The sequence below is a fragment of the Bacteroides zoogleoformans genome (genome assembly GCF_002998435.1).
GTDB lineage: Bacteria > Bacteroidota > Bacteroidia > Bacteroidales > Bacteroidaceae > Bacteroides > Bacteroides zoogleoformans.
This window is the reverse complement of record NZ_CP027231.1, coordinates 1,525,788-1,545,773: the sequence shown is the minus strand read 5'-3', so window position 1 is coordinate 1,545,773 and position 19,986 is coordinate 1,525,788. Positions and strand designations below refer to the sequence as shown.

Here is a 19,986-nt window from a genome sequence, read left to right as displayed (position 1 = left end):
ACGATAAATTAAGAAATATACAGAAGTGCAATTACTTTGTGACACATCAGACTTTACCGGACGTCCGAGCGTAGCCACCATCGGCTTTTTCGACGGAGTGCACCGGGGACATCGCTACTTGATAGAGCAGGTGCGCCAGGTTGCTGCCATGCGTGGGCTTGCCTCATCGGTCATCACCTTTCCGGTTCATCCGCAGAAAGTGATGCAACCCGATTCCCGTCCGGAGTTGCTGACTACTTGCGATGAAAAAGTGTCCCTGCTTGCCCAATTGGAGATTGATTATTGTATCATGATTGACTTCAGCCCGGAGTTGGCTCGGCTTTCGGCAAGGCAGTTCATGTCGATTCTGAAAGAACGCTATCGGGTGCAGGCTCTGGTGGTTGGCTACGACCATCGTTTCGGTCATAACCGGAGCGAGGGCTTTGACGACTATGTGCGTTATGGGCGGGAATTGGGCATAGAGGTATTGCGTGCACGCGCCTACTCTTATAAGAAGACAGCCGTGGAAAAGTCTAAAGAAACAGCCTTGGAAAATACGGCAGCTGAAGAGACAAACGTAGTAGGGGAGGGCGGTGTTGGATGCACTGCCATGACAGCGGAGGAGACAGTCAGCTCTTCCGTCATACGTCAGCTGGTGCTGGGAGGCAGCGTTATGGCGGCGGCAGAATACCTGGGTTATGACTTCTTTTTGAATGGCACGGTAGTGGGCGGTTATCGGGTGGGACGGACAATCGGTTTTCCCACGGCCAATCTGCGGGTGGACGATCCGGATAAGATTATTCCTGCCGACGGAGTGTATGCCGTGCGTGTGCTTGTGGCCGGAGTGGAATATGGTGGCATGTTGAGCATCGGCTATCGTCCTACACTGGGCAATGGCTCTGATCGTAGCATCGAAGTACATATCTTCCATTTCGATGCGGATGTCTATGAACAAACGATGCGGGTTTCCTTTGTGCGTCGCACCCGTCCTGAATTGAAGTTCGACAGCATAGACGAACTGATTGAGCAACTTCATCGGGATGAAATCGAAATCAAGGCCATATTGTCTTGAACATCTATCGCGAGGGGGGGAAGATTGCTTGCGTTATGATATATGTGAAAGCGGGTTTCGCGGATTGGCTTGATTGTTTGTGCGCCGAATTCGTGAAACCCGCTTCCGAATCATTCTTTCAGATTATTCTTCCCATTCCGGTATTGCTGCCGACGGGTCGGGATTCAGCACGATGGCTTTGTTTTGGTTGGATTCATACTTGCTGAAGTAGAGTGTGAACCATGGCGCACAGTATCCTTCGATGGAGTTAAGACGGAAACCTACGGGACAGTTTGTCCCCGGATAACCGCGTGTGACGGAAAGATCCAATCGTTTGTAGTCCCAGTAAATGATGCCCTCGCCCCAGAATTCGATGCGTTTCTGCAACATGAGCGCTTGGCGAAACTCGTCCATTGTAGCCGCTTTGCAGGTATACGAGGCATAGCGATACGTCTGCATGAACGATTGGAGGGCAGCAACGCCTTCGGCCACTCCGCGGCTTCCGGCAATGGCTTCGGCTTCGATGAAATACATCTCTTCCACACGCATCAAAGGATAGTCTACTACCGCTCCAATCTTATAATCGTCCATATTACCGCTTTTAGGCTTAAATTTCAAGGAGGTATAAGCCGGCAGGTAGGTGAAATTGGTTGGAGAAAGAATGGTATGGTATTTCTTTCCCGGAAGCTTACCCTCATCTTCCGGTGCTATCCAAGTGGCTTTTCGCCAGTCATCATCCGATATCTGTTCGAACAATCGGCTGCTGATGGTGCGGATGGCCCAGTAGTAGTAATTGCCTACCCCGAATTTCTGTTCGGGACTTATCATGCCGATAAAGTTGATATAACTTGTATACATATTGTCCTTGGTCAGCATGGAGCCCCACATCCACGAGGCGGAGCCGATGGAGTTGAATGCGGTAGAGTAATCCTTGCCTCCGAACCATTCTTCTTCGGTCAGTGGAATGGCTCCGCTCTGCTCAATGGCTTCGCGTGCATGGCGGGCGGCTTTGGCATAACAATCTGCCGCCGACGCCACTTCCTGACTGACGTGCTCCTTGATGGCAGCCAAAGCTTCCGGATTTTTCTCCACACGAGTAGCTATATCCAACCACAGGCGTGCTTTCAATCCGCTTATCACAGCCTTATCCGGCAGATTCTTCCGCGAACGTGCATAATCCTTGAGCAAGGTTCCGGCACTCTCCAAATCGTCCGAAATAAATTTGTACATTGTGTAGAACTGAACGCGCGGGTTGTTGCGGGCATCGACCTCCGTGGTTTTTTCGCTCACGATGGGTACGGTCAATCCGTACACGTTGTTTTCGCGAGCCTCGTCGTCAAGCTTTGCTATACCGGTTTTCTTATATTCGTAGAATCGCGCCATATCCATATAAATCATGGCTCGAAAGGCCTTGGCAATGCCTATGTATTGTTTACTTGTTTCACTGGCCGTAGCCTCATCCACCACTCGAATCAGGTTATTCGTGTTGTTCAAGAATTTATAATAGTAATAGTATATCGCATTCGCCATGGCGTTTGCCGAAAGATTCTGGCATCTGCCGAAATAATCGAAATAGTCGTAATAGGCATCATATACATAGAAATCTTCGCACATCACATCGCGTGTGATGCCGAAAGCCGAATATCCGAAGTCGAAAGTATAATACTGGCCATAGGCATTGTATGCGTTCACAAAGTTTACAATCGCATTGATCTGTCCCATCTGGGCTGCCGATGATTCTGCCACTTGTTGCGCCGTGGCTATGCCGCTTTGTGGAAATGTCTCTTCGATGCAACCGCTGATGCACGGTACCGACAGCAGCCAAAGTGCGGCGTTGCGAAATATTGTTCTTGTTTTCATGATTTCCGAATGTTTTTAGGAAGTTGTGACTTAATTAAAATTGGAGCGTAAGTCCTACCGAGAAAGTACGCACGGGCGATACGGTCTGTGTGGCTCCTATGCCGGTGACCGACATGCGCGGATCCAGTCCTTTCCGTTTTGACCAATAATAGATATTGTCGGCCGATACATATACCCGCAAGCTGTTGACATACAGATGCGAAAGCACGCTTCGAGGCAGCGTATAGCCCAATTGCGCATTCTGGAAGTTCAGGTAACTGCCGTCGATGAGGAAGCGGTCGGACTGGGCCGCAGTGTTTTGATCGTTGAAGTGCCAGCGCGGAATGTTCGAACCGGTATTCTCGGGCGTCCAAGCTTTTGCCACATCCTTGTGCATGCGGTAGCCTAATCCTTCGGGAGTGGGATTTCCCATCAACGACGCATAACCGTAGTCGTAGGTCTTTCCGCCCAGCGAGTAGGTGAATTGCATGGAGAAATCGAACCCATAGAAACTGAGTGAAGTGCCGAAGCCGCCGAAAGCATCGGGATTCGGGTCGCCACACAAGTGATAGTCGCCGGTGGAATAGGTTGTAGTGGTTTTTTCCTCACCGGTTTTCTTATCGGTATAGTACCATTGCGAAAGCCCCTCGTCGGAGACACCGGCATAGCGTTTGATGTACCAAGTGTTGATGGGCAGTCCTTCGCCATAGTAGCGCGAACTGCTGAAGTAGCCCAAATAACCGTCTACTTCTTGAGTCTTCTTCTCATCGGGCAGAGAAGTGATACGGTTTTTATAAGACGTCAGATTCATATTGATGTTCCAGCGTACGTTGCGGGTGTCGACGGGCGTATAGTTCAGTTCCAGCTCCACACCGCTGTTTTTCATGTCGCCCACGTTGTCGTAGTAGCCTGCATAACCCATGGATAAGGGAATGGTAAACCAGTTTAGCATATCCGTCGTTTTGCGATAGAAATACTCCACGCCGCCGGACAGCTTATGCTTGAAGAGTGAAAACTCCACGCCCAGATTTATATTCGTATTGGTTTCCCATGTAATATTCTTTGTACCTTTTCCGCTAAAGTTCAAGGCCAGTTCGTCATTTCCGTTTTCTATGATGTAGCGGTCGACGTAGTTATAATTGCCGATATTGTCATTGCCTTGTTGCCCGATAGAGCCTTTCAGCTTCAGTTCGTCTACCCAAGAAAGGTTGAACCACTCTTCCTTAGTCATCTGCCAGGCCGCTCCCAATGAGTAGAAATTTCCCCATCGGTGGTCGGGATGAAATCGTGAAGAGGCGTCGCGGCGGAACGAGGCCGAAAAGAAGTATTTATTGTCGAAGTCGTATAAGCCGCGGAAGAAATATCCTTCAGTATTGTAATCGCTGGCCGACGAAGATGCCTCACCGGCATCTACAACGGCTCCGTCCAACTCGTGATTGCCCCAATAGGAGAACATGTTTTTCTTGGCAGCACTCAAGGTCACATAATTGTATTTATAGAATTCATGTCCCAGCAAAGCCGATACATTGTGCTTCCCGAATGCGTGCGAATAGTTCAGCAATTGTTGGAGGTTGAGTGTTGTAGTGCGGTCGTGCTCCACGCTGATATATCCCTTGTCTTTGGCCGAGTAGCCATAGAATGGGTTAGATGTTGAAAAACCTCTTCCTTCGTTGATTGTGGTACCTGCCGTGAAGTTGAATTTGAAGTCTTTGAGAAACATGATGTCAATAAAAGCATTTCCGGTCAGAGTGTTCCCGATAGTGTTTCCCTGATTGATAATATCGGTCTGTAGCGAAGTGTTCGGCTGGAACGGACGGTTGATGCCGAGTAGCGACCCTTGGGTGCCGTAGTCATAAACCTTTCCTACCTCATTCGTCAGGATATTTCCCGATGCGTCGCGCAGATATACCGGATAGATGGGGGCAACGGACTCCGTATAGCCCGGTAGTGTAACGGAAGAAGATTCGGATAACGAAGCCACTTTGCGACGGGAATAGTTGGCTGTTATTCCCAACTTCATCCACCTCTTGGCCTGATAGGTGCCTTTAATCATGGCCGAATAGCGTTCGTAATTAGAGTTCGGCAATACGCCGTCATCTTTCAGATAACCAAACGAACCGTATAGTTGAAGGGCATCGGTTCCGCCCGAGACATTGATGTTGTACTCCTGTCGCAGCGAGGTGCTGTAGGCCTCGTTTACCCAATCATCGGGGTAGAGCAGATAGTTTCCCACCATGCGTCCCAAGGTTGCATTGGGGTTCAGCTTGCCATCTGTTCCTATCAGGTATTCTCCTTCAGGATAAGAGTAGACATTATAGGCCAGTCCGCCCACATCCTTGGTCGCGGAAAGCATGTTCTTGTTTGCCCTTGCATGGGCTTCGGCCGCACTCAGTTTGCCGTCGGCCATCAGCTGGTTGTATAATGCGCGATAGTGCATTTCGTAATATTCGCCCGGATCTTTGATGTAGTCGTAGTCTATGGTTCCGCGTGAGTTTGCTCCCCATTTGGCTGTAGCTGTGACCACCGCCTCACCGCTCTTGGCCTGTTTAGTGGTGATGATGATGACGCCATTGGCTCCACGTGCGCCATACAACGAGTTGGAAGCGGCATCCTTAAGCACCGATATCGATTCCACATCGTTGGGGTTGATGTTATTCCATCCACCGGAATAAGGGATACCGTCCACAATGACCAGCGGAGAGGTGCCTGCATTGATTGACCCGATGCCGCGCAGGATAATGGCAGGGGTACTGCCGGGTTGTCCTGAGCTGGTGGTCATCTGCAAACCTGCCACTTGTCCGGCCAGTGCCTCGAAAACATTGCTCGTGGAACGCTTCGTGAGTTTCTCCGAATTGACGAACGTGGCCGAACCGGTAAATGCCGATCGTTTGGCTGTTCCATAAGCCACTACCATCACCTCGTCCAACAATTTGTCATCTTCTCTCATTTCAATGTTGATAACGGTGCGTCCATTCACTCCGATTTCCTGCGGTTTCATGCCCACATACGATACTATCAGCACAGCGTCTCGTGCCACGCCCGATAACAAGTATTTACCGTCGACATCTGTGACGGTACCTTGTGTTGGGTTGTTTTTCACAACAATCGTTGCGCCTATCACCGGTTGCTTACCGGAATCGGTGACCATACCCTTCACCGTCAGGTTCTGAGCCGCCAGTGCAGACACAAAGAAGAAACTGCATAAAAAGACGAATGCTCTTTTCAGCAAAAATAAACGATGTTTTTCCATAATTAATCACATGTTAAAAAGGTTGATGATTAAATAACTCTTGCCAAGTAGATACGACGAATAAATATAGAGAGAAAGTCTCTCTCTTGCATTTGAATCGCATTGGTTGTAACGATTTGTTTTTATTATTGCTTGATAAATTAGGAATAGTCATATATATGTTTGTTTGAGAATAAAGTTCTAATAATGAATTTATGGGCAAATATATAACAATATTTTAGAAACAAAAGATTTTTTAGCAAAAAAGAATACCATTGAGAAGCTGTCCGAATTTTAATGGAATCTTTTTTTATGTAAGCAGATATATCATTGTCTATCTTGAACAATATATTGCAAACGGCTGTATCCTTGCCGTTGAAACAGCCGAGGCTGTTTTTATTTATCGTAACTCGCACTTTTTTTATTGTTTATCGATAAAAAAGCTTCTTTTTTCTTTGTGGATTCAAAAATAACAGTTTTCTTTGTATATCGAAAAACGATAAATGATTATTGGAAAACAGAAAAGCGTATAATAATAAAAGGAGTTGAATTATGAAAAGAGCATTCATGAGCATTACGCTGCTGGTGTTGTCACTCTCCATGGTGTCGATGCTGTTGGTGGGATTTTTTGCTACCACCTGACGAGAAGACACAAGGCAAATATATATCTTTGTAATCTATTACGGAAATAGATAATGAAAACATCCATAAAACTGGTATTGATATACTTTTTAATGCAGATTTTAGGAGCGTTGCTTGCAGCGCCCGTCGGTTTGGTATATGGCTACATTGTTTACAATCGGTTGGCTATGGCCGAGATACAGCCAATGCTCATGAGTCTGGCTATGCTGTTCGGCTCCTTGTTTATGGGACTTTATTTGTGGCGCGAGGGCTATTTGAAGAATGACGGACGGTTGTATTCGCCGGTTTCGGTTTCTTACTTGACGATAAGCCTGATTGCCGGATGGGCGGCCATCTTCTTGGTGGATTTCGTGATGTCGGGGCTTCACTTCCTGCCGGATTGGCTGGATTCCACATTCGACGCTTTGCAATCAGACGTTTTGGGATTGCTTTGTATCACACTGTTGGGGCCGGTTTTGGAAGAACTGTTATTTCGCGGTGCTATTACGAAAGTGCTGCTCCGGAAATACGAACCATGGACGGCAATCCTGCTTTCGGGATTAATCTTCGGCATTTTTCATATCAATCCTGCGCAAGTGGTGGGTGCCTGCCTGTCGGGTTTTCTTTTGGCGTGGCTCTACTATCGGACGGGTAGCTTGATACCGGGTATCCTGATCCACATACTGAATAATATGCTGAGCGTTTACCTTAGTGTTGCCTATCCCGATGCGGATACCGTGCGCGAGCTTTTGGGGGAGTCGGTTTATCCTGTTTGTCTGGGTTTCAGTATTCTGCTGCTGATATTTTCACTGCTGATGTTGAATAAATATAAACTGCCTGATACTGACATAAAAAATCTTGAATTATGAAAAGACGATTGAACATCCTTTGTGTGATTGTGATGCTGGTGCTGGGCTACTCGGTGCTCGAAGCGGGTTATTATCTTTTTCTTGGTGTGAAATTAGGTGCAGAAGCCGGTATGGAGATAGCGAAGAGCAACAATCCGGATTCCTCGGAATACCGAGAGATGACGAACCTGAGAGTTATAGGATTGTTGCCGGATGGACTTTCTACAAAAGGCGTACGTCTTCTGTCCGATTCTGTTTACAATGAAAAGAGTGGGAGATATGTGCCTGCATCCTATTCGTCTATGGTAATCAGTGTGGAAACTCATACTCTTGCTTGGAAGAGAACGGTGAATGTACTGCTGGTCTTTTTACATCTGGGGCTCTCGGTTTGGGGGATGCTGTTATTTATTCGATTGATAATTTCCATTAATAAGTCTGATATATTCAACTGGCGGAATGTGCGTCGTTTGCGTCGTTTGGGCGTGGTGCTGATTCTTGGTTTCTGTTCTGTGTTGGCGGGAGCCTATATGGATTTGGCCTCTGTGCGTGAAGTCTTTTCGCTTCGCGGTTACGATTTAAGCATTTCTGAAATGGCGAATGTCACCACTTTGGTGCTTGGCCTGTGCGCACTGATTGTGGGCGAGGTGTTTGCCATCGGGCTGAAGATGAAGGAAGAGCAGGATTTGACTATATAAAAAATGAGGAGAAGAAGCGAATGATTATAGTAAACCTTGACATTATGATGGCTCGAAGAAAGATTTCTTTGGGAGAGCTGGCGGAAAAAATAGATATTACTCCGGCCAATCTTTCTATTCTGAAAACAGGAAAAGCGAGAGCCATCCGTTTTTCCACGCTGGAAGCCATTTGTAAAATTCTGGATTGTCAGCCGGGCGATATACTGGAATATCGGGAAGAGGAATAGCTTATTATTCCCCCTCTTTTACCTTGAATGCCAGTGCGTACATTCGCATCTGTTTCACCATGGATAGCAACCCGTTACTGCGAGTAGGCGAGAGGTGATCACTCAAACCAATCTTATCTATGAAGTAGAGGTCCGCGTTCAATATCTCTTCGGGAGTATGTCCTGAAAGCACCTTGATGAGCAGTGCGATAATGCCTTTCACTATCACGGCGTCGCTCTCTGCCCGGAAGACCAGTTTTCCTTCTTCTTCGTCTGCCTGAAGCCACACGCGGCTTTGGCATCCTTCTATCAGATTTTGTTCTGTTTTGTATCGCTCATCGAGCGGCTCTTGCTCATTCCCCAAATCAATGAGGAGTTGATATCGATCCATCCAATCGTCGAAATCGTTGAATTCAGCGATTACTTCATCTTGCAGTTCATTGATGCTCATATCTGTTTTTCTTTTCTGGTTTCTATTGTTGTTTCTAACGTCTGCCGTCTTTTTTTTCTAATATTTCACTTCTCTCCATACACCACTTCCAGTACTGTTTGTCCCACGGCATTCAGCGTAGCCTTGTCAATGAGGCTCATGTTGTCGTCCATTGTATGCCAGAAGTCTCCGAAACCTTTGTCGTTTTGGGGATCGTAGTTGATGATGTCCACACAAGGAATCTGCCGGAGGTTGTACACATATACATGATCGTCGGTTACTTCGGTGCCCCGTTCCTTAGGGAAGAAGTTGCCGAATCCCAAACGGTGGGCGGCGTCCCATACCTTCTTGACCTGCTTGTTGGCGGTGCGTAGGGAGAAACGTTCCTGATAGAAGGTGGCATTCTTGCCGCCTACCATGTCCAGTAAAATGCCGAAGCGGGCATTGTATCCCTCCACGTGGGGGATGCGTCCCCAGTATTGTGAACCCAGACACCATGTGTGCTCTTTGTAGCGTCCCTTGTAGAACGAAGGTATTCCATAGTCTTCGGCGTCGAAGAAGATGATGTCTATACCGATGGCGGGCGCTTGTTGTTGCAGTTGTCGGGCCACTTCGAGCAGTACGCCTACGCCACTGGCACCATCGTTTACGCCGAGAATCGGTTTCTTATGGTTTTGAGAATCACTGTCTTCGTCGGCATAAGGGCGGCTGTCCCAATGTGCACAGAGCAGAACCCGTCTTTTGCTTTCAGGGTTGTAGGCGCCGATGATGTTGCGGGCTTTCAGTATGGTATTGTCATACGCCACGAGGTCGGCATACTGGTTGTAGACCTTGGCGCCGAAAGATTCGAGTTTGCCGGCCAGGAAATCTCCGCAAGCTTTATGGGCTGTAGTGTTGGGCACGCGTGCGCCGAAGTCGGCCTGAGCCTGAATATAGTGATAGGCGCTGTCGGCATTGAAAGACGGTACGTTTACGGAATGTTCGGCGGTAGAGGTTTCGGGGCTGTCGGCCGATTTATCACGCTTGCTGCTGCATGCCACTGCCGCTATGACCGGCAAGAGAAACAGCGGAATGAAGGTGTAATGTCGTTTCTTCATTTTTCTGTATTAAAACTTAATTTAACTTCTCTTTTATCTACGGTTAGTTCAACTTCAGCCCCGTTTATCAAAGGGACATTCATGCTGACATGTCCGACGGGAAAATTGAAGCATACCGGATAGTCGTACTCTTTCATCAAGTCGGACAGTGCGCCATATAAATCTTTTCCTAAAGATTTGGTCTCTTCGTATTCGGTGAACCGGCCGATGATGAGGCCGGAGAGTTTTCCGAGTATGCCGCCAAGCTTCAGGTTGTACATCATGCGCTCCACGGCATGAGGGCGTTCGCCCACGTCTTCGACGAAGAGGATGGTGTTTTCGGCCGGAATGTCATAGGGAGTGCCGCGCAAGCCATAGAAAACGGCCAGATTGCCGCCACGCAGGATTCCCCGGCTTTTGCCTTTCTGGTTGAGTCTATGCCCTGCGCAGGTATAGCCACAGGCTGCTTCTCCTCCGAACGCATTGCCGAAGAGGATGTTCTTCAGTGACAGTGTGCAAAAGTTATCTTCCGGTTCCACGGTGAGATGCCGTGCCATGGGAGCGTGCAAGGAAGCAAAACCGTTCCGCTGGAAAATATTGTGGAGTACGGTGATGTCGCTGAATCCGATGAGCCATTTGGGGTGTCGCTTGAATCGGGTGAAGTCCATTTTCCCGGCCAGATGTATGGCACCGTATCCACCGCGGCTACAAAATATAGCTTTGGCCTTTTCATCGTCCATTGCTTCTTGCAAATCATCGAGGCGTTGACGGATGCTTCCTGCATATGTTCCGTGCGAACCGGCGGCATGCTTTGCCAATACTACGTCCAGGCCCCAAGCCTCCAAGCGTTTACAAGCCCCTTTCAGAAAAGACTTGTCTATTTTGCCGGAAGGAGAAAGAATAATGACTCGGTCGCCCTCTTGCAAATGTGGAGGAAAAATAAGGCTGCTACTCATATATGCGATATATTTTCTGCAAAAGTACATAATTCACCACAGAGGACACAGCGTGCCGCAGAGTTTTTTTGTTTATTTCACTGCTGCAATCTCAGAATGATTATTTTTTCTATCTTCTCGGATTTACTTTTTCACAAAAGAATGCTTTATATTCTGCCTTTTCCCACCTTTTCTTTCGATGGCTTGTGTCAAAAGGATATTAAACATGCAAAATTTAAGGGTGATACATGCTGTGTTTCTCGACATTTTTTTAGATATTTGCTGAAAATCTAACGTTATGGAACCAATTCGAAGTTTTAACCGGTTGACCGCCCATCTGAAAACCTTGAATAGAAGGAAGCGTATTGCGGTAGTTTGCGCCAATGACCCCAATACGGAATATGCCATTGCACGCGCGCTTGAGGAAGGTATAGCAGAATTTCTGATGATTGGAGATTCTTCCATTCTGGAGAAATATCAGACCTTGAAAAAATATCCCCGATATGTCAAGACCCTGCATGTGGAAGATTCCGACGAGGCCGCGCGCGAAGCCGTTCGCATTGTCCGTGAAGGAGGGGCCGATATCTTGATGAAAGGCATTATCAATACCGACAATCTGCTCCGGGCCATTCTTGACAAAGAGCACGGTTTGTTGCCCAAAGGGCGAATCCTTACCCATCTGGCTGTGATGCAGATACCCACATACGATAAACTGCTGTTCTTTTCGGATGCGGCCGTCATTCCCCGCCCCACATTACAGCAACGCATCGAGATGATAGGATATGCTCTTGACACCTGCCGTCACTTCGGCATAGAGCAGCCGCGCGTGGCGCTGATTCATTGCACGGAAAAGGTCAGCGCGAAGTTTCCGCATTCATTGGACTATGTGAATATTGTGGAACTGGCCGAAGCCGGAGAGTTTGGCAATGCCATCATCGACGGCCCGCTGGACGTGAAGACTGCCTGTGAAAAGACGAGCGGAGATATCAAAGGCATCGTGTCTCCCATCAACGGCGAGGCGGACGTGTTGATATTTCCTAACATTGAGTCGGGCAATGCTTTTTACAAGGCTGTATCTCTTTTCTCTCATGCAGATATGGCCGGGCTGCTTCAAGGGCCTGTCTGTCCGGTGGTATTGCCGTCGCGCAGCGACTCCGGACTGTCCAAATATTACAGTATGGCGATGGCCTGCCTGACTTGTGAAGGCGACTTGTGATGATGTGGCGGAACTTGCCGCACATCTCTCTTTATCTTTATTTATAACCCGTAACTTATTAATGTCAACAATGTATATACTTGCCGTAAATCCCGGTTCCACATCAACAAAGATTGCTGTGTATGAAGATGAAACTCCCCGGTTGGTGAATAACATCCGTCATTCGGTGGAAGAGCTCGCCAAATATCCTCGTGTCATCGACCAGTTTGAATTTCGCAAGAATCTGGTGCTCGAAGCACTGAAGAAGAACGGTATTCCTTTCCGGTTTGATGCCATCGTGGGGCGCGGCGGATTATTGAAACCTATTCCCGGCGGAGTTTACGAAGTGAACGATGCCATGCTGAACGATATTTCCCACGCCATGCATAGCCATGCCTGTAACTTGGGATGCGTCATTGCCGCCGATCTGGCCGCCTTGTTGCCCGGTTGCCGTGCTTTCATAGCCGACCCCGGAGTGGTGGACGAACTGGATGAGACGGCTCGTATCACCGGATCGCCCCTGATGCCTCGCATCACCATCTGGCATGCATTGAATCAGCGTGCTATTGCCCGCCGCTATGCTTCCGAGCGAAATACTCGTTATGAAGATTTGAGCTTGATTATTTGTCATCTGGGGGGGGGCATTTCCGTAGGAACGCATCTTAGGGGGCGTGCCATCGACGTGAACAATGCGCTTGATGGCGAAGGGCCTTTCTCACCGGAACGCGCCGGTACTCTTCCTGCCGCTCAACTGATAGACTTGTGCTATTCCGGCCGCTTTACGAAAGAAGAGTTGAAAAAGCGTATTTCCGGCAGCGCAGGACTGGCCGCCCATCTGGGCACAACGGATATTCCGGCCATTGTAGCGAAGATTGAGTCGGGCGACGAGCATGCCGAGTTGGTGCTGAATGCCATGATTTACCAGATTGCCAAATCTGTGGGAGCTGCCGCCGTTGTTCTCTATGGCAAGATAGATGCCATTTTGCTTACGGGAGGAATGGCTCATTCGGAATACATCACTTCACGCTTGAAGGAGCGTGTCTCCTTTCTTGCTCCTGTTCACGCCTATCCGGGTGAGGATGAATTGGGGGCATTGGCTTTGAATGCCTTGGGTGCATTGCGTGGTGAGCTACCGGTGCAAATTTATCGGTAAATGCCGTGAGTATGTGGGAAGAATACTGCAATAAATATTTACATATAGAGCCGTGCCATTATCCTTGCATATGGAAGCTACTTTCCAATACGACTGAAGTGGCTTCAGTTCTATTGGGAAGCGTGTTTCATTTGGAAGTGAGGAGGTGAAACTTTTGGTTCCATATAGGATGGAAAGAAATTTTCATCCTGAATACCAGCATAATAAAGGGGTGTAAATCTTAAAGATATTACCTCTTTTTGTCCGGTCCTTTTTCTGTTGATATGGAGTACGTGACATAAGTAAAAGAATGATACTTTTTATCAATTGCAATAATTCCAGATTTTTCGGATAAAAAAAGTTCCTTTGAAGAGATTTTTCTAATATCTTTGTCATTGTGTTAAGTTAATAAATTGATTAAGGTCGATTTTTTGACTGTTTCGGATCGGAAAGTATGGGGGTACTTTCCGATCTTTTTTTCTGAAGGTTTGTTTCGCTAAAGAGACGCAGTCCGGAAAAGTGCATCGGTCATCTTATCTCTTCCTTTGATGCATTGTTTCTGCTTGTGCGGGCATATTCTTTTCATAAACAAAAGGAATCGAATGATAGTAAGGTAACAAAAGGAAAGCCTTACTTGCCTGTTTCCCGGGCTGAAAATAAAAAGAAGCCCGACGGAAATGCCGTCGGGCTTTTATCATAAAGAATAGCGGGAGAGGTTTATTCGTTTCTGTTACCTCTGTCACGTCGTTCACGTCGTTCACCGTTTCTTTCAGGGCGTTCTACGTAACCTTCCGGTTTCGGCAATAAAACTTTGCGAGACAATTTGAACTTACCGGTCTTCGGGTCGATTTCCAATAGCTTTACTTCCAGTTCGTCACCTTCCTTGATGCCGGCTTCTTCTACTGTCTCCAAACGCTTCCAATCTATCTCGGAGATGTGAAGCAGACCGTCTTTGCCCGGCAAGAACTCGACGAATGCACCGTAAGGCATAACGCTGCGCACTTTACCTTTGTAGATTTCACCTACTTCGGGCATGGCTACGATGCCTTTGATAAGACGTATGGCGTCGTCGATGCTTTTCTTGTTTGTTCCGGCAACTTCAATTTTGCCTACGTTGTCCACTTCCTCAATCGTGATGGTAGCTCCGGTTTCTTCCTGCATACCTTGGATGATTTTTCCACCCGGGCCAATGACGGCACCGATGAATTCTTTAGGAATGGTTATTGTCTCGATGCGCGGTGCATGGGGCTTCAAATCCGTGCGAGGTTCGGCGATGCACTCGGTAAGCTTGCCAAGGATAAATTCACGACCTTCTTTGGCTTGCAGCAGAGCTTTCTCCAAGATGTCGTAAGTCAGTCCGTCGCATTTGATGTCCATCTGTGTGGCGGTGATACCGTCTTGGGTTCCCGTCACCTTGAAATCCATATCGCCCAAGTGGTCTTCGTCGCCGAGGATATCGGACAACACGGCATATTTCTCTTCGCCCGGATTCTTGATGAGTCCCATTGCAATGCCCGATACAGGTTTCTTGATTTTTACACCTGCATCCATCAGCGCCAGCGTTCCGGCGCATACGGTGGCCATAGAGGAAGAACCGTTTGATTCGAGGATATCGGATACTACACGTACTACGTAAGGATAGTCGGCAGGAATCTGGCCTTTCAATGCACGCCATGCCAAGTGTCCGTGGCCGATTTCGCGGCGGCCCACACCACGCTGTGCTTTTGCTTCGCCCGTAGAAAAGGGCGGGAAGTTATAGTGAAGCAAGAAGCGTTCTTTGCCATGTTCCAATACGTCATCAATGATTTTCTCATCTAATTTCGTTCCTAAAGTAACGGTAGACAAAGACTGTGTTTCGCCGCGTGTGAAGATTGAAGAGCCGTGAGGTCCCGGCAAGTAATTGGTTTCGCACCAGATAGGGCGTATTTCGGTTGTCTTACGTCCGTCAAGACGCTTGCCTTCATCCAAAATAGAACGACGCATGGCTTCTTTTTCCACGTCGTGATAATAGCGGTCTATCAAAGCGCCCTTTTCCTCCAGCTCTTCTTCCGAGAATTGGGCTTTGAACTCTTCGCAAATCGCTTCGAAAGCGGCGATACGCTCATGCTTGTTGTTATTGCCCGATGCTGCAATGGCGTAAGCCTTTTCGTAGCAAGCGTCGTGAACGGCTTTGCGAAGTTCTTCATCGTTCACTTCGTGGCAGTATTCACGTTTCACGGTGGAACCGACTTCTTCTGCCAGCTCCATCTGGGCTTTGCACTGTGTTTTGATGGCCTCGTGCGCGGCTTTCATGGCCTCCAATAAATCTTGTTCGGAAACCTCGCTCATTTCGCCTTCCACCATCATGATGTTTTCGTATGTGGCGCCCACCATCAGGTCCATATCGGCTTTTTCCAATTGCTCGAAAGTGGGGTTGATGACAAACTGCCCGTCAATACGTGCTACGCGTACTTCGGAAATCGGCCCGTTGAAAGGAATATCTGAGACTGCAAGTGCGGCGGAGGCTGCAAGACCGGCCAAGGCATCCGGCATGTCTACGCCGTCGGCCGAGAAGAGGATGATGTTTACGTATACCTCTGCATGAAAATTGTCAGGGAATAGGGGGCGGAGAGCGCGGTCGACGAGTCGGCAGGTGAGGATTTCGTAGTCGGAGGCACGGCCTTCACGTTTGGTGAAACCTCCGGGGAAACGTCCGAACGCGGAGAATTTCTCTTTGTACTCTACCTGTAACGGCATGAAATCTGTTCCGGGAACTGCGTCCTTGGCGGCACAAACAGTAGCTAAAAGCATGGTGTTGCCCATGCGAAGCATTACAGAACCGTCTGCCTGTTTTGCCAGCTTTCCCGTTTCGAGCGTGATGGTTCTGCCATCAGGAAGCTCGATTGTCTTAACAATAGGGTTAATCATAAAAAATGTTTTATATCTAATTTTCTTTCAAAATTCGCGCAAAGATACATATTTTATTCTTGTAAGACGGTGGAAATGAGATAAAAAGTTTTTATCTAACTGCTTTTTTGCAAATATCTGCATGTAAGAGCAAGGGAAATGCTTTGACTAAATCTGAAAAGAAGTATATTTGCAGGCACATTTGCCCGTGCCAAGTCTGTGGCAGACTCATGTCAATTTCGCATCTATAGGGGCGGAGTTGATACGGAACAGGCACCTTTCAGGTAGGGGTGAGGTGTGGAAAATAAATGAGGATGTGTGAAAGATAGTAAAACCAATATATGATGAAAAAAATCTTTTTTATGACGCTTGTTGCTGTTGCGATGAGTGCATGTGATTCCGATTCGAAGTTCAAAGTAGAAGGTGAAATCTCGGGTGCCGATGGAAAAATGCTGTATCTGGAAGCTTCGGCTTTGGAAGGTATTGTACCTTTGGATTCAGTGAAACTGAAAGGCGACGGCTCTTTTACTTTCAGACAAGTGCGTCCGGCATCTCCGGAGTTTTATCGTTTGCGGATGGAAGACAAGATTATTAATTTTTCGGTCGATTCTACGGAGACGGTTTCGGTGAAGGCTTCTTATGTCGATTTTGCTACAGCTTACACGGTAGAAGGCTCGCTCAATAGCTCTAAGATAAAGGATTTGACATTGAAGCAAATGAAACTTCAGAATGATGTGAATAGCTTGTTTCAGTCCGTGCAAGCCCGGAGAATGGATGCCGATGTCTTTGAAGACAGTCTTGCCATTTTGTTGAAAGCCTATAAGGATGAAGTGAAGATGAATTATATTTTTGCAGCTCCAAATACGGCTGCCGCCTACTTTGCCTTGTTTCAGAAGTTGAATGATTATCTGATATTCGATCCTTTGAATAGCAAAGATGATATCAAGTGCTTTGCAGCCGTGGCAACCAGTCTGAATAATTTCTATCCGGAGGCCGACCGTTCCAAGAATCTTTATAATATTGTGATAAAGGGGATGAAGAATACGCGTACCCCTAAGCAGAAAGTCATGGAAATAGCCGAGGAAAATATCTCCGAAACCGGACTCATTGATATCAGTCTGCGTGACATGAAGGGCAATGTGCGCAAACTGAGCGAGTTGAAAGGAAAGGCTGTGATTCTGGATTTTACAGTTTATCAAAGCGCCGTTTCTGCTACGCATAATTATACGTTGCGTAGCCTGTATGATAAGTATGCCTCTCAAGGTCTCGAAATTTACCAGGTTTCTTTGGATGCCGACGAGCATTATTGGAAAACAACGGCCGACAACCTGCCTTGGATCTGTGTGCGCGACGCCAATGGTGTTTACTCTACAGTAGCTGCCACCTATAACGTTCAAAATCTTCCCTCTGTCTTTCTTGTGAATAAAAACAATGAATTAAGCGCCCGTGGAGAGACGGTAAAAGATTTGGAAGCAGCTGTAAAGGTATTACTGTAAAATAGTATAAGTCAGAGACTTGTTTTTAATATGTTGCAAAACAGCCTTTTTTACTTGACACGCATTGTTTAAAAGACTATCTTTGTCGAGAATTTTAAGAAGAGGGTTCCAGCATGCTGACCATGTTGGAATTCTTTTTTGTTTATGGTATCAATAAAAACTAAATATATTTTAAGGAGGAAAACGTATGGCTTACATGTCAGAAGAAGGTTACAATAAATTGCTGGCCGACCTGAAGTATTTGGAGGCGGTGGAACGCCCGAAAATAGTAGCAGCTATTGCTGAGGCACGTGACAAGGGAGACTTGTCGGAAAATGCGGAATATGATGCGGCAAAAGAAGCTCAGGGAATGCTTGAAATGAAAATCAATAAATTGAAGGCGGTGATTGCCGATGCCAAGATTATTGACGAATCGAAACTGAAGACGGATTCGGTACAGATTCTTAACAAGGTGGAACTGAAGAACGTGAAGAATGGGATGAAGATGGTTTATACCATCGTTTCGGAAAGCGAAGCCAACCTGAAAGAAGGAAAGATTTCTGTGAATACCCCGATTGCGCAAGGCTTGCTTGGTAAGAAAGTGGGTGATGTGGCCGAAATCAAAGTTCCGCAAGGTGTGATCAATTTGGAAGTAGTAAACATTTCATTTTAATAGAAAGGCAGGTCTGCGTGCGGGCTTGCCTTATTTTATACATTACAGTTATGGCAACAATATTCAGCAGAATTATCTCAGGTGAAATACCTTGCTACAAGGTGGCGGAGGATGAACGGTTCTTTGCTTTTCTTGACATCAATCCGTTAGTGAAAGGTCATACGTTGGTTGTTCCCAAACAGGAAGTGGATTATGTCTTCGATTTGTCTGACGAGGATCTGGCGGCAATGCATGTTTTTGCCAAGAAAGTGGCATTGGCCATTGGCAAAGCTTTCCCCTGCAAGAAAGTGGGTGAAGCGGTGTTGGGACTTGAGGTGCCTCATGCGCACATACACCTGATACCGATGCAAAATGAGAAGGATATGCTTTTCTCCAATCCTAAGTTGAGACTGACGACCGAAGAGTTTGTCGCAGTGGCAGAGGCCATACGTGCAGCACTCTGATATTTTATTTCCTCCTCTGAATAAAAGATTGCGGGAGCCGGACAGTTATCACGTCTGGCTCCCGCAATCTTTTATTCAAGATGTTTGTTCTGAAAAGAAATTAAATATACTCTTCTCCCATCTTGATTTGTGCGTCATTCACGAATTTACGGATGACATGCTCTTCATCCTTTTTGCAAATCAGCAGCACATTTTCCGATTCGGCAATAAGATATCCCTCAAGTCCTTCGATTACTGCGAGTTTGTTGTCGGGCAATACTACGATATTATCCTTGCTGTCATAAAAAAGCGACTGACATTTTAAAGAGACATTTCCGGTTTCATCTTTCGGGGATAAGTCGTACAATGATCCCCAAGTGCCTAAATCGGACCAACCGAAGTCGCCTAACGAGACATAAACATTGTCGGCTTTTTCCATAACTCCGAAGTCGATGGAAATGTTGGGGCAGGTCGGGAAGTTTTCGTCAATGAACTGCTTTTCCAAAGGGGTTCCGTAGACATCTTTGCCGGGAGCCAGTTTTGCGGCCAATTCCGGCAATAAGGTTTCACCAGCTTTGATGATGGAGTTTACGTTCCACATGAACAGCCCTGAATTCCAATAGAATTCACCGCTTTCTACAAAGACCTTTGCAAGTTCCAGTTCCGGTTTTTCTGTGAAAGTCTTCACCTTATAGAAATTATCATCTGCCGGTTCGTCTATCTGTATGTAGCCATATCCGGTTTCGGGACGGTTGGGTTTGATGCCGAGTGTCAGCAGATTGTCCGATTTTGAAACAAATTCCAGTCCTTTTTCAATGGCTGCCAAGAACTCTCCTTCTTTTAAGATGAGATGGTCCGAGGGAGCGACCACTATATTGGCATTCGGGTTCAGGGCACGGATGTGATAAGAGGCCCATGCGATGCAGGGGGCGGTATTCCTGCGTGTTGGTTCCAGCAATATTTGCTCGGAATGGAGTTCCGGGAGTTGTTTTCTTACAAGGTCGGTGTACAAATCGTTTGTTACGATAAGTATATTCTCTACCGGAATTATTTGTTTAAATCGGTCGAAAGTTTGTTGTAACAATGAGCGTCCTATGCCGAAGAAATCCAGAAACTGTTTGGGCATTGTTTTACGGCTGAATGGCCAGAAGCGGCTGCCGATTCCTCCGCCCATGATGACGCAGAAGTTGTCCTTATTGGTTGTCATGCTGTTTGTTTTTTAATTTTCCGCTAATGTACTGCATATTTTACAAAGGAAGAATAATCCGCTTCTATTTTCTCATTTTTTTTGTCT

Annotated in this window: 16 protein-coding genes; 9 read left to right on the top strand and 7 right to left on the bottom strand. The window is 47.0% G+C overall.

Annotation, left to right across the window (positions count from 1 at the left end; all coding sequences use genetic code 11):
- Window positions 1-25 precede the first annotated feature (25 nt).
- Window positions 26-1,051 carry a bifunctional riboflavin kinase/FMN adenylyltransferase gene (gene ribF, locus C4H11_RS06605; RefSeq protein WP_106040956.1) on the top strand — a complete coding sequence of 342 codons (1,026 nt, stop codon included), beginning with the start codon at window positions 26-28 and terminating at the stop codon, window positions 1,049-1,051.
- Window positions 1,052-1,174: 123 nt separating this feature from the next.
- Here ribF and C4H11_RS06600 read toward each other — a convergent pair whose 3' ends face one another.
- The gene (locus C4H11_RS06600; protein ID WP_106040955.1) at window positions 1,175-2,890 is read right to left on the bottom strand and encodes a RagB/SusD family nutrient uptake outer membrane protein; all 1,716 of its coding nucleotides are present in this window, start codon (window positions 2,888-2,890) and stop codon (window positions 1,175-1,177) included.
- Between the two features lie 34 nt (window positions 2,891-2,924).
- On the bottom strand, window positions 2,925-6,119 hold the full coding sequence (locus tag C4H11_RS06595; protein WP_106040954.1) for a SusC/RagA family TonB-linked outer membrane protein: 3,195 nt from the start codon (window positions 6,117-6,119) through the stop codon (window positions 2,925-2,927).
- Window positions 6,120-6,793: 674 nt separating this feature from the next.
- Here C4H11_RS06595 and C4H11_RS06590 point away from each other — a divergent pair.
- From C4H11_RS06590 to C4H11_RS06580, 3 genes are read left to right on the top strand one after another with little or no spacing between them, the layout of a single operon-like run.
- Entirely contained in the window at window positions 6,794-7,588 is a 795-nt protein-coding gene (locus tag C4H11_RS06590; RefSeq protein WP_106040953.1) for a CPBP family intramembrane glutamic endopeptidase, read from the top strand.
- Window positions 7,585-8,262, top strand: a complete 678-nt coding sequence (locus tag C4H11_RS06585; RefSeq protein ID WP_106040952.1) for a DUF2975 domain-containing protein — start codon at window positions 7,585-7,587, stop codon at window positions 8,260-8,262. Before C4H11_RS06590 ends, C4H11_RS06585 begins: the two co-directional genes overlap by 4 nt.
- Before the next feature lie 20 nt (window positions 8,263-8,282).
- Entirely contained in the window at window positions 8,283-8,489 is a 207-nt protein-coding gene (locus C4H11_RS06580) for a helix-turn-helix domain-containing protein (protein ID WP_106040951.1), read from the top strand.
- A 4-nt stretch (window positions 8,490-8,493) separates the two neighbouring features.
- Here the strand turns inward: C4H11_RS06580 and C4H11_RS06575 are convergent, their stop codons facing one another.
- The 3 genes from C4H11_RS06575 to C4H11_RS06565 form a co-directional block, all read right to left on the bottom strand.
- Window positions 8,494-8,919: a SufE family protein gene (locus C4H11_RS06575; RefSeq protein WP_106040950.1), complete on the bottom strand. Its 426-nt coding sequence runs from the start codon at window positions 8,917-8,919 to the stop codon at window positions 8,494-8,496.
- A gap of 65 nt (window positions 8,920-8,984) precedes the next feature.
- Window positions 8,985-9,995 (bottom strand): M20 family metallopeptidase, encoded by a 1,011-nt coding sequence (locus tag C4H11_RS06570; protein ID WP_106040949.1) that lies wholly within the window; start codon window positions 9,993-9,995, stop codon window positions 8,985-8,987.
- A complete protein-coding gene (locus C4H11_RS06565) occupies window positions 9,992-10,930 on the bottom strand; it encodes a S66 peptidase family protein (RefSeq protein ID WP_106043191.1) in 939 nt (312 codons plus the stop codon). The genes C4H11_RS06570 and C4H11_RS06565 overlap by 4 nt, the downstream gene beginning before the upstream one ends.
- 277 nt (window positions 10,931-11,207) lie before the next feature.
- Between C4H11_RS06565 and C4H11_RS06560 the strand changes: the two genes are divergently transcribed.
- Both C4H11_RS06560 and buk read left to right on the top strand, forming a co-directional pair.
- Window positions 11,208-12,125 (top strand): phosphate acyltransferase, encoded by a 918-nt coding sequence (locus C4H11_RS06560; protein WP_106040948.1) that lies wholly within the window; start codon window positions 11,208-11,210, stop codon window positions 12,123-12,125.
- A 70-nt stretch (window positions 12,126-12,195) separates the two neighbouring features.
- A complete protein-coding gene (gene buk / locus C4H11_RS06555) occupies window positions 12,196-13,257 on the top strand; it encodes a butyrate kinase (RefSeq protein WP_106040947.1) in 1,062 nt (353 codons plus the stop codon).
- 696 nt (window positions 13,258-13,953) lie between these two features.
- Here buk and pnp read toward each other — a convergent pair.
- Window positions 13,954-16,143: a polyribonucleotide nucleotidyltransferase gene (gene pnp / locus C4H11_RS06545; RefSeq protein ID WP_106040945.1), complete on the bottom strand. Its 2,190-nt coding sequence runs from the start codon at window positions 16,141-16,143 to the stop codon at window positions 13,954-13,956.
- 323 nt (window positions 16,144-16,466) lie between these two features.
- Here pnp and C4H11_RS06540 point away from each other — a divergent pair, with 323 nt between their 5' ends.
- From C4H11_RS06540 to C4H11_RS06530, 3 genes are all read left to right on the top strand, one after another.
- Window positions 16,467-17,618, top strand: coding sequence for a thioredoxin-like domain-containing protein (locus C4H11_RS06540; RefSeq protein WP_106043190.1), 1,152 nt, complete (start codon window positions 16,467-16,469; stop codon window positions 17,616-17,618).
- Between the two features lie 187 nt (window positions 17,619-17,805).
- Entirely contained in the window at window positions 17,806-18,270 is a 465-nt protein-coding gene (greA, locus tag C4H11_RS06535) for a transcription elongation factor GreA (RefSeq protein WP_106040944.1), read from the top strand.
- Between the two features lie 50 nt (window positions 18,271-18,320).
- Window positions 18,321-18,713, top strand: coding sequence for an HIT family protein (locus C4H11_RS06530; protein ID WP_106040943.1), 393 nt, complete (start codon window positions 18,321-18,323; stop codon window positions 18,711-18,713).
- A gap of 100 nt (window positions 18,714-18,813) precedes the next feature.
- On the opposite strand, the gene C4H11_RS06525 is transcribed toward C4H11_RS06530, so the two are convergent.
- Entirely contained in the window at window positions 18,814-19,899 is a 1,086-nt protein-coding gene (locus tag C4H11_RS06525; RefSeq protein ID WP_106040942.1) for a mannose-1-phosphate guanylyltransferase, read from the bottom strand.
- Window positions 19,900-19,986: the final 87 nt, after the last annotated feature.

Excerpts from the sequence above, each read along its gene's own strand:
- C4H11_RS06600 (WP_106040955.1), bottom strand. The coding sequence starts at position 2,890 with ATGAAAACAAGAACAATATTTCGCAACGCCGCACTTTGGCTGCTGTCG.
- C4H11_RS06595 (WP_106040954.1), bottom strand. The coding sequence starts at position 6,119 with ATGGAAAAACATCGTTTATTTTTGCTGAAAAGAGCATTCGTCTTTTTA.
- C4H11_RS06590 (WP_106040953.1), top strand. The coding sequence starts at position 6,794 with ATGAAAACATCCATAAAACTGGTATTGATATACTTTTTAATGCAGATT.
- C4H11_RS06585 (WP_106040952.1), top strand. The coding sequence starts at position 7,585 with ATGAAAAGACGATTGAACATCCTTTGTGTGATTGTGATGCTGGTGCTG.
- C4H11_RS06580 (WP_106040951.1), top strand. The coding sequence starts at position 8,283 with ATGATTATAGTAAACCTTGACATTATGATGGCTCGAAGAAAGATTTCT.
- C4H11_RS06575 (WP_106040950.1), bottom strand. The coding sequence starts at position 8,919 with ATGAGCATCAATGAACTGCAAGATGAAGTAATCGCTGAATTCAACGAT.
- C4H11_RS06570 (WP_106040949.1), bottom strand. The coding sequence starts at position 9,995 with ATGAAGAAACGACATTACACCTTCATTCCGCTGTTTCTCTTGCCGGTC.
- C4H11_RS06565 (WP_106043191.1), bottom strand. The coding sequence starts at position 10,930 with ATGAGTAGCAGCCTTATTTTTCCTCCACATTTGCAAGAGGGCGACCGA.
- C4H11_RS06560 (WP_106040948.1), top strand. The coding sequence starts at position 11,208 with ATGGAACCAATTCGAAGTTTTAACCGGTTGACCGCCCATCTGAAAACC.
- buk (WP_106040947.1), top strand. The coding sequence starts at position 12,196 with ATGTATATACTTGCCGTAAATCCCGGTTCCACATCAACAAAGATTGCT.
- pnp (WP_106040945.1), bottom strand. The coding sequence starts at position 16,143 with ATGATTAACCCTATTGTTAAGACAATCGAGCTTCCTGATGGCAGAACC.
- C4H11_RS06540 (WP_106043190.1), top strand. The coding sequence starts at position 16,467 with ATGAAAAAAATCTTTTTTATGACGCTTGTTGCTGTTGCGATGAGTGCA.
- greA (WP_106040944.1), top strand. The coding sequence starts at position 17,806 with ATGGCTTACATGTCAGAAGAAGGTTACAATAAATTGCTGGCCGACCTG.
- C4H11_RS06530 (WP_106040943.1), top strand. The coding sequence starts at position 18,321 with ATGGCAACAATATTCAGCAGAATTATCTCAGGTGAAATACCTTGCTAC.
- C4H11_RS06525 (WP_106040942.1), bottom strand. The coding sequence starts at position 19,899 with ATGACAACCAATAAGGACAACTTCTGCGTCATCATGGGCGGAGGAATC.